8 protein-coding genes are annotated in these 7,533 nt (G+C 62.1%); 5 read left to right on the top strand and 3 right to left on the bottom strand.

Features of this window, described 5'->3' with window-relative positions:
* On the bottom strand, positions 1-685 hold a 685-nt coding region (locus Q0216_RS09035; protein WP_298594690.1), incomplete at its 3' end, for an AAA family ATPase.
* Positions 686-832: 147 nt separating this feature from the next.
* Positions 833-1,456, bottom strand: coding sequence for a GNAT family N-acetyltransferase (locus Q0216_RS09040; protein ID WP_298594693.1), 624 nt, complete (start codon positions 1,454-1,456; stop codon positions 833-835).
* 123 nt (positions 1,457-1,579) lie between these two features.
* On the opposite strand from Q0216_RS09040, the gene Q0216_RS09045 reads away from it, so the two are divergent.
* From Q0216_RS09045 to Q0216_RS09065, 5 genes are all read left to right on the top strand, one after another.
* Positions 1,580-2,467 (top strand): spermidine synthase, encoded by an 888-nt coding sequence (locus tag Q0216_RS09045; protein WP_298594695.1) that lies wholly within the window; start codon positions 1,580-1,582, stop codon positions 2,465-2,467.
* A 223-nt stretch (positions 2,468-2,690) separates the two neighbouring features.
* The gene (pheA, locus tag Q0216_RS09050; protein WP_298594697.1) at positions 2,691-3,638 is read left to right on the top strand and encodes a prephenate dehydratase; all 948 of its coding nucleotides are present in this window, start codon (positions 2,691-2,693) and stop codon (positions 3,636-3,638) included.
* Between the two features lie 59 nt (positions 3,639-3,697).
* The gene (gene serS / locus Q0216_RS09055) at positions 3,698-5,008 is read left to right on the top strand and encodes a serine--tRNA ligase (protein ID WP_298594699.1); all 1,311 of its coding nucleotides are present in this window, start codon (positions 3,698-3,700) and stop codon (positions 5,006-5,008) included.
* Between the two features lie 96 nt (positions 5,009-5,104).
* Positions 5,105-6,193 (top strand): diacylglycerol kinase family protein, encoded by a 1,089-nt coding sequence (locus tag Q0216_RS09060; RefSeq protein WP_298594701.1) that lies wholly within the window; start codon positions 5,105-5,107, stop codon positions 6,191-6,193.
* A 107-nt stretch (positions 6,194-6,300) separates the two neighbouring features.
* Entirely contained in the window at positions 6,301-6,726 is a 426-nt protein-coding gene (locus Q0216_RS09065; RefSeq protein ID WP_298594703.1) for a hypothetical protein, read from the top strand.
* Positions 6,727-6,844: 118 nt separating this feature from the next.
* Here the strand turns inward: Q0216_RS09065 and Q0216_RS09070 are convergent.
* Positions 6,845-7,533 (bottom strand): acyl-CoA synthetase (locus tag Q0216_RS09070; RefSeq protein WP_298594705.1); only part of this gene is annotated, 689 nt, incomplete at its 5' end.

Consider the following 7,533-nt stretch of genomic DNA (forward strand, 5'->3'; position numbering starts at 1 on the left):
GGTCTTCTGCCTTGATGCCTTCGGTGTCGAGCTTGAGAGCTTCGGCAACTTCACCGACGGTGGGTGCGTTCAGTTCGGGGATTTCGGGCAGCACGTAGACGGGCAGGTTTGCGTCGCCGCGCTTGACGGAGTTCTCGATTTCGTCGCGCAGTTCGGGTTCTGCACGGCCGACGATGATTGCGAGCAGGTCTGCCTTGGAGGCGAGCAGTTCGGTGCGTGCCACGTCGACTGCGGTGACTGCTTCTTCGACGGTTGCTTCTTGTGCGCCGACGATTGCGACGACGGGCAGGCCGAGGTCACGTGCGATCTGGACGTTCAGGTCGAATTCGACTGAGAGCGCGTTGGCGGGCAGGTAGACGCCGTCGACGATTACGACGTCGCTGTTTGCTGCGACCTTTTCGTAGGCGGAGACTGCGCGTGCGGAGATTTCTTCGGTGTTGCCTTCTGCGATGAGTGCGAGTGCGTCGGTCATGGAGACTGCGCCGCCGACCTGCTCTTCGGTCAGGCCGAAGTGTTCACGGATGAGGCGTGCCATGGGGTCGTCGGCGATGGTTGCGCCGTCGAAGACGGGGCGGAAGAAGCCGACGCGGTCTGCGCGCTTGATGAGGGAGTCTGCTAGGCCCAGGGCGACGAGGGACTTGCCCGAGTTCTGGGACATAGCGGAAAGGTAAAGACCGGTGGTCATTGTTTTACTGTCCTTCTATGCGTTGTTCGGCGCTGGGTCCCGCGGTTGCGCAGGGGTGTATGTGCTCCTGTGCGCGGGTGCGTCGAGCTTATATGTCATCTTCTATCTTAAGGCGTTGTGGGGGTGGTGCCTAACAGGGCGTGTCGTTTAGGGGTTGATGATGCGCGTGTATCGTACGCTGCGTCCGGGTCCCCAGATGCCGCGTGCTTGGAAGTACACGCCTTCGTTACGGTAGCCGAGGCGCTCGTAGAAGGAGACCGCTCGTTCGTTTTCAGCCATGACCCACAGGTAGGAGTTTTCGTCCGGGTAGATGACGGAGTCGTAGAGTGCCTGTCCGAGCCCGGTGCCGTGCGTGTGGTCGAGGGTGTACAGGTGCGTGAGTTTGCGGGTGCCTGCGGGCAGTTCGGGGAGGGTGTCGGCGCGTTCGAGTTCCCAAGAGGAGACCTCGCATAGGGAGAGCGCCAGGCCGACCGGCTTGTCCCAGTCGATGCGCGCGCCGATGGAGCAGGAGAGCCCGCCGTCGGGGGTCCAGCCGGGCACCTCGTAGGCGAAGAAGCCGCGCACGGTGGGGGAGGCGAGGTGGCGGTGGAAGTCTTCGAGGTATTCGTCGCGTTCGGCGCGGTGGCGGGCGGTGAAGCTTTCCCCGAGCGCGTCGAAGTAGATCGGGTCGTAGGTTTGCTCCATGCAGTCCAGCTGCAGGTTGACGTATTTTTCGGCGTCGGTCGGTTCAATTGGTGCGAGCGCGTAGCGGCCCTGACATACAAATCCCATGGGTTCTAGTCTACTCAGCCGGCCCCTATGCTGCTTCTGCGGAGGCGGTCCTTCGCGGGTGCGTACGCTAGGGGCGTGCGGGCGGCGCTGTTGCTTTGTGCCGTGTCGGTTAGGCTAGTGGGTATGGCGAAAAAGAGCAGGGCACCGAAGAAATCCCAGAAGACGCAGAAGAACCAGAAGAACCGCATCGACGACACCGAGAACACCCCCGTGCAGGGTGCCGCCGCTGGCGTGTACCCGATCTCTACCGGTGAGGCGGAGCTCGTCCCCGACGGCTACCACGCCGACGGCTGGTTGCTGCTCATTAACGGTGTGCAGTCTTCTCACGTGATTGTGGGCGAGCCCCGCGAGCTGGATTTTGAGTACATGCGCTGGATTGCCGCGGTTGTCTCCTCGCACGTGGAGGAGCACCTGGACGCTGCGAAGCTGCGCATCACCCACCTGGGCGGCGGCGCCTGCTCGATGGCGCGCTATTTCGCTGACTTGTACCCGACCAGCCGCAACACGGTCGTTGAGCTGGACGCCAAGCTTGCCGAGTATGTGCGCGCCTGGTTCGATATCCCCAAGGCGCCGCGCGTGAAGATTCGTGTGGGCGAGGCGGGTGCCGTCACCGCGACCTTCGCGCCCGCATCCCGCGACGTGCTGATCCGTGACGTATTCGCCGGGGACACCACCCCCGAGGCGCTCACCACCGTCGAGTTCACCCGCACCGTTGCCGAGTCGCTGGCACCCGGTGGCCTGTACATCCTCAATTGCGGTGATGGGCCGGCGCTGACCGGTGCCCGCGCTGAGGCGTCCGCCCTGCTTGAGGTGTTCGAGTACGTGTGCATTGTGGCGGATTCGGCAATGTTGAAGGGCCGCCGCCGCGGCAACGTCATTATTGCCGGCTCCCACGCGCCCCTGCCGGAGGCTGGTTCCGTGCAGGCTGCCGCTATCGCCCGTGAGCTCATGGGTGGAGGCGTGCCCGCCCAGTACTGGGACACCGCGCGGGTGCGCCAGTTCGTGAGGTAGCGGTTTTAGCTGCTGTATAGGTTTTCTGTGATGGCTTAGGTATTTCAGCCATGACTTGAGTTTTTCGGTGATAGGTTAGTGACTTTGGTGGGGGCTTTTAACCACCGCCAAAGACCGTAACCTATCACCAAAATCGCTAACCCACGACTGAAGTTATTCCGAGATTTATACAGTAAGGGTGAAACCCCGCCGCTACCGACCCCAACCCGATACCATGGTGACCATGCGATACACCTACCTTGGCCCCTCCGGCACCTTCACCGAATCCGCCCTGCTGAGCGTCCCCGGCGCAGCCGACGCCGAACGCATCCCCGCCACCAGCGTGCCCGACGCGCTCGCACGCCTGAACGCGGGCGAGGTGGACGCCGCCATGGTACCCATCGAAAACTCCGTGGAGGGCGGCGTGAGCGCCACCCTGGACGCTATCGCAGCCAGCGAGGGTGTACGCATTATCCGCGAGGTGCTCGTACCGATCCGCTTCGTGCTGGTCGCCGCGAAGCCCATCAGCATCGAGGACGTTAAGACCATCTCCACCCACTCGCACGCCTGGGCGCAGGTGCGCGGCTGGGCGCAGGAGAACGTGCCTACCGCCGCCTACCTGCCCGGCTCCTCCACCGCGGCGGCGGCTGTCGGCCTGCTTGAAGAGGGCTGCACCTACGATGCGGCAATCTGCTCCCCGGCGCTGCTGAACTACCACCCGGAACTGCACGTCCTCCAGGACAATATCGGCGATAACAAGAACGCCGTGACCCGCTTCGTGCTGCTCTCCCGCACCGCCGACATCCCCGAACCGACCGGCTCTGACAAGACCACCCTGACCGTGCCGCTGCCCACCAACCGCGCCGGCGCGCTACTGGAGTTGCTCGAACAGTTTTCCGTGCGCGGCGTGAACCTCTCCCGCATCGAATCGCGCCCCACCGGCGAAGGCATGGGCTCCTACTCGTTCAGCATCGACGCCGACGGCCACATCTACGAGGCACGCATGCGCGATGCACTGCGCGGCCTGCACCGCGTCTCCCCGACGCTGAAATTCCTCGGCTCCTACCCGCGCGCCGACCACGAAAACACCGAGGTCGACAGCATCCACTGCGACGGTTCCTTTGACGCCGCACACGAATGGGTCGAGTCGCTCTTCCCGAACGGCCGCCCCGAACACCTGCAGCGCCACTAGCGGCACCACCAGCGCAAACCCCGCCCACAACCCACCGCAAGATTAGGTAGGATAAAACAGTGATTGATATTAACCTCCTCCGCGAAAACCCCGACGTCTTCCGCGCCTCCCAGCGAGCACGCGGCAAGGACGAAACCCACGTCGACCGCATCCTCGAAGCCGACACCGCACGTCGCGCACTCATCGGTGAATACGAGACCCTGCGCGCCGAACAGAACGCCTTCGGCAAGACCGTCGCAAAGGCACCCAAGGAAGAAAAGCCCGCCCTCGTCGCACAGGCGAAGGAACTGGCAGCCCGCGTCAACGAAGCAAAGGCAGCCTCCGAAGCGAAAACCGCCGAATACGAGGAACTGATCAGCAGCATCGAAAACCTCATCATCGACGGCGTACCCGTCGGCGGCGAAGACGACTACGTAGTCGTCAAGGAAGTCGGCACCCCCCGCGACTTCGCAGCTGACGGCTTCGAACCGCGCGACCACCTCGAAATCGGCGAACTCGTCGACGGCATCGACATGGCACGCGGCGCGAAGGTCTCCGGCGCACGCTTCTACTTCCTCAAGGGCCAGGTAGCACGCCTCGAGCAGGCACTCATGTGGATGGCGCTCGACCTCGCAACCGAGCACGGCTTCACCATGATGACCACCCCCACCCTGGTACGCCCCGAAATCATGAACGGCACCGGCTTCAACGTCAAGCACGACGACGAAATCTACCGCCTCGAACGCGACGACCTGTACCTGGTCGGCACCTCCGAGGTGGCGCTCGCCGGCTACCACACCGACGAAATTCTCGACTTTGAGAAGGGCGCGAAGAAGTACCTGGGCTGGTCCTCCTGCTACCGCCGCGAGGCTGGCTCCGCAGGTAAGGACACCCGCGGCATCATTCGCGTGCACCAGTTCAACAAGGCTGAAATGTTCGTCTACTGCCCCGTCGAGCAGGCAGAAGAGATGCACGAGAAGCTGCTGTCCCTCGAAGAGGAAATGCTGCAGCGCTGCGGCCTGGCATACCGCGTGATTGACACCGCCGCAGGCGACCTGGGCACCTCCGCAGCCCGCAAGTTCGACTGCGAGGCGTGGGTCCCCACCCAGGGCACCTACCGCGAGCTGACCTCCACCTCGAACTGCACCACCTACCAGGCGCGCCGCCTGAACATCCGCGAGCGCACCCCGGACACCGTGGACGAGGCAGGCAACGTGCGTAAGGGCCGCACCCGCTCCGTGGCGACCCTGAACGGCACCCTGGCGACGACTCGCTGGTTGGTAGCCATCCTGGAGACTCACCAGCAGGCTGACGGTTCTGTGCGTATCCCCGAGGCTCTCCGCCCCTACATGGGTGGTGCCGAGGTTATCCCGGCAGTAGCCGCTGAGTAAAACCCCGCCCGCTGAGTAATCTCAAAACCAGCCGAAAAACCCGCCCACCGCGTAAATGGTGGGCGGGTTTCTGCGTAACCGGGTAGTCTAAGAACTATGCCTCTATATCGTAAACTCCTTGGTGTTTCCGCGGCGGCGGCGCTGACCGCCTCCATCACTCGTGCCCGTAAGAATGCGCGCCGACGCGCTATCGAACTGGGTGCGCCCTTCGGCGTTCTGCCGACCCTGCCCACCGGTGAAGCGCAGCGTGTGGGCGTGGTGTACAACCCCAGCAAGCCTGGCGCTGCGGCGGCTATCGAGATTCTGGAACGTACCCTCGCGGCGAACGGCCACCCGCAGGCGTTGGTGCGCACCACCCGCGTGGACGAGCCCGGCTCCGAGGCGGCCTGCGAGCTGATCGCTGAGGGTGTTGACCTGCTGATTGCTGCCGGTGGTGACGGTACGGTGCGTGCTGTGGCGGCGGCGCTGGCGCATCATGAAGGGCCTAAGCCGCGCCTGGGTATTCTGCCGATGGGTACCGGTAACCTGCTGGCGCGTAACCTGTACATTCCGGTGAGTGACGTGGCGGCGTGTATTGATATTGCGCTGAACGGTGATGGTCAGGCTGTTGATGCGATTGAGATGACGACGACGAGCGCCTCCGGCGAAGAAACCGAACACACGTTCTTTGTGATGAGTGGTGCCGGTTTTGATGCGCTCGTCATGAATGACACGAACGAGGATATGAAGGCGAAGTTCGGTTGGGTTGCGTACGTGCAGGCCGGTATGAAGCATATGCTGGGCAGGTCGCACCCGGTGCGTATCAGTGTGGATGGTGCGCCGTTCCGTATTCTGCCGATGCGTTCGGTGCTGATTGTGAATTGTGGCCGCCTGCAGGGTGGTATTCGCCTGGCGGATATGACGGATGTGAATGACGGTAATCTTGAGGTGATTGTGGCGTCGCCGCGTGACCTGCTGGAGTGGGGGCTGCTGTTGGCGAAGGTTACGCGCCGCACGATTTTGGGTTCGCCGCGTGTTGAGTTGCCGGTGATTCGTCACATGGTGGGTTCTGAGGTGGTGCTGGAGTTCCTGGATGGTGCGCATCCGGTTGAGGTGGATGGTGACCCGGCACCGTCGGCGTACCGTATTAGTGCGCGTGTGTTGCCTGCCGCCGTGGAGGTGGCGGTCCACCCCGAGGTGCATTAGCGGGTGCGGTTTGCTTGCTTGCGCCTGTTTTGAGGAATCGCCCAGGTGGGTGACGTATTCTCGGGAGTGTTGATGTATACACCGAGTACGTCAGGAGACAACCACCTATGAGCAACCAGCCGGCACTTCAGCACACCGCACCGTATCTTTCGCATCCCGCAGATTATCTGCAGGAGAAGCCGCGCCGTGGCTTCTGGAAGACTGTTCTGCGTATTATCGCCTGGGGCATGTACGTTGTGAGCGTGCCCGTGTGTTTGATTGTGACGGGGGTTGTCATTGTCGGCCTGGTGTTGCTTGGCAGCTCGATTGATAACGTGATTCTTCACTTTGTAGTCATGCTGGTGATGCCTTTCGCTGCTCTGGCCCTTGGGGCTGTTGGGCTGTATGTCTTTGGTGTGAAGATTATTGGTGGCCTTTTCACGTATTCGCGGGCTGATAGTGAGGTGGAGGATGGCGGCGAGCGCTTCGTTCGGGGTACGTACGAGTTCTTTGCCGATATTTTTGCGGGCCTCCCTGACATTGACTTCTTCTAACGGAGGCGGTGTCTAGCGGATAGCTCATAGATAGGGCTTAAATATGAACGCGGTGGGGCGCGACCTGTTGAAAGGTCGTGCCCCACCGCGTTTTATTGCCCGTGTAGGCTGTTAGGTTTTAGGAGCCCCAGGTAATGAACTCGTCGGGGTCAGCCTTGTTGGCTTGAGTAGGAGTTGTAGGAGCCCAGTAGTGCCAGTCCCCATCGTGCCACTCCATCACAATATCGGCAGACCAGTACGTAGCCGACGGGGTCTTGAGTAGCAGTCGCACCGTTGCACGCTCCGGGGTGTAGGAGATGTAACGGTAACCGGAAATATGGAGAACCGGAGCGGTTTTGGTGTCCTTCATGCGGAGTTCGCGGAGTGCGTCGGCGCCGGGGCCAACAATAGTCGGCATGTAGTCCTTCGGGGACTCTACCATCTGAATATAAGCCCAGGTTGCGGCGTACAATCCGCCCTCAGCCGAGTGCTCAAAGCAGTTTTCAATCGACGATTTTGCCATCGGACCAGCGGTCTTTGAGACCGGTCCCATCCAACCTCCATCAGTGCTTACCCACGTGGTGTTCTTGGGCGCGGCGTCCAGTACTGCCTGGTCGTCTGAGGCGCCAGCACCGCAGGTTCCAGCCTCTACGGTAGAGGTGGACTTCGACTGAGCCGCGCCATTCGAGTTGCCTGCAGCGGAGTTCGACTGAGCTGCACCATTCGAGCCGCCCGCGGCGGAGGTATTGGAATTATCGCCGCCGCGCGGAATGAGCACGATGACCAGTACAACGAGGAGGGCTACGACAGCTGCTGCTAGTCCGAAAG

Origin of the sequence: uncultured Rothia sp., from assembly GCF_937976295.1 — a bacterium.
Classification (GTDB): Bacteria; Actinomycetota; Actinomycetes; order Actinomycetales; family Micrococcaceae; genus Rothia.

Coding starts and splice junctions, on each gene's coding strand:
- Q0216_RS09045 (WP_298594695.1), top strand. CDS start 1,580: ATGGCGAAAAAGAGCAGGGCACCGAAGAAATCCCAGAAGACGCAGAAG.
- Q0216_RS09065 (WP_298594703.1), top strand. CDS start 6,301: ATGAGCAACCAGCCGGCACTTCAGCACACCGCACCGTATCTTTCGCAT.
- Q0216_RS09040 (WP_298594693.1), bottom strand. CDS start 1,456: ATGGGATTTGTATGTCAGGGCCGCTACGCGCTCGCACCAATTGAACCG.
- pheA (WP_298594697.1), top strand. CDS start 2,691: ATGCGATACACCTACCTTGGCCCCTCCGGCACCTTCACCGAATCCGCC.
- Q0216_RS09060 (WP_298594701.1), top strand. CDS start 5,105: ATGCCTCTATATCGTAAACTCCTTGGTGTTTCCGCGGCGGCGGCGCTG.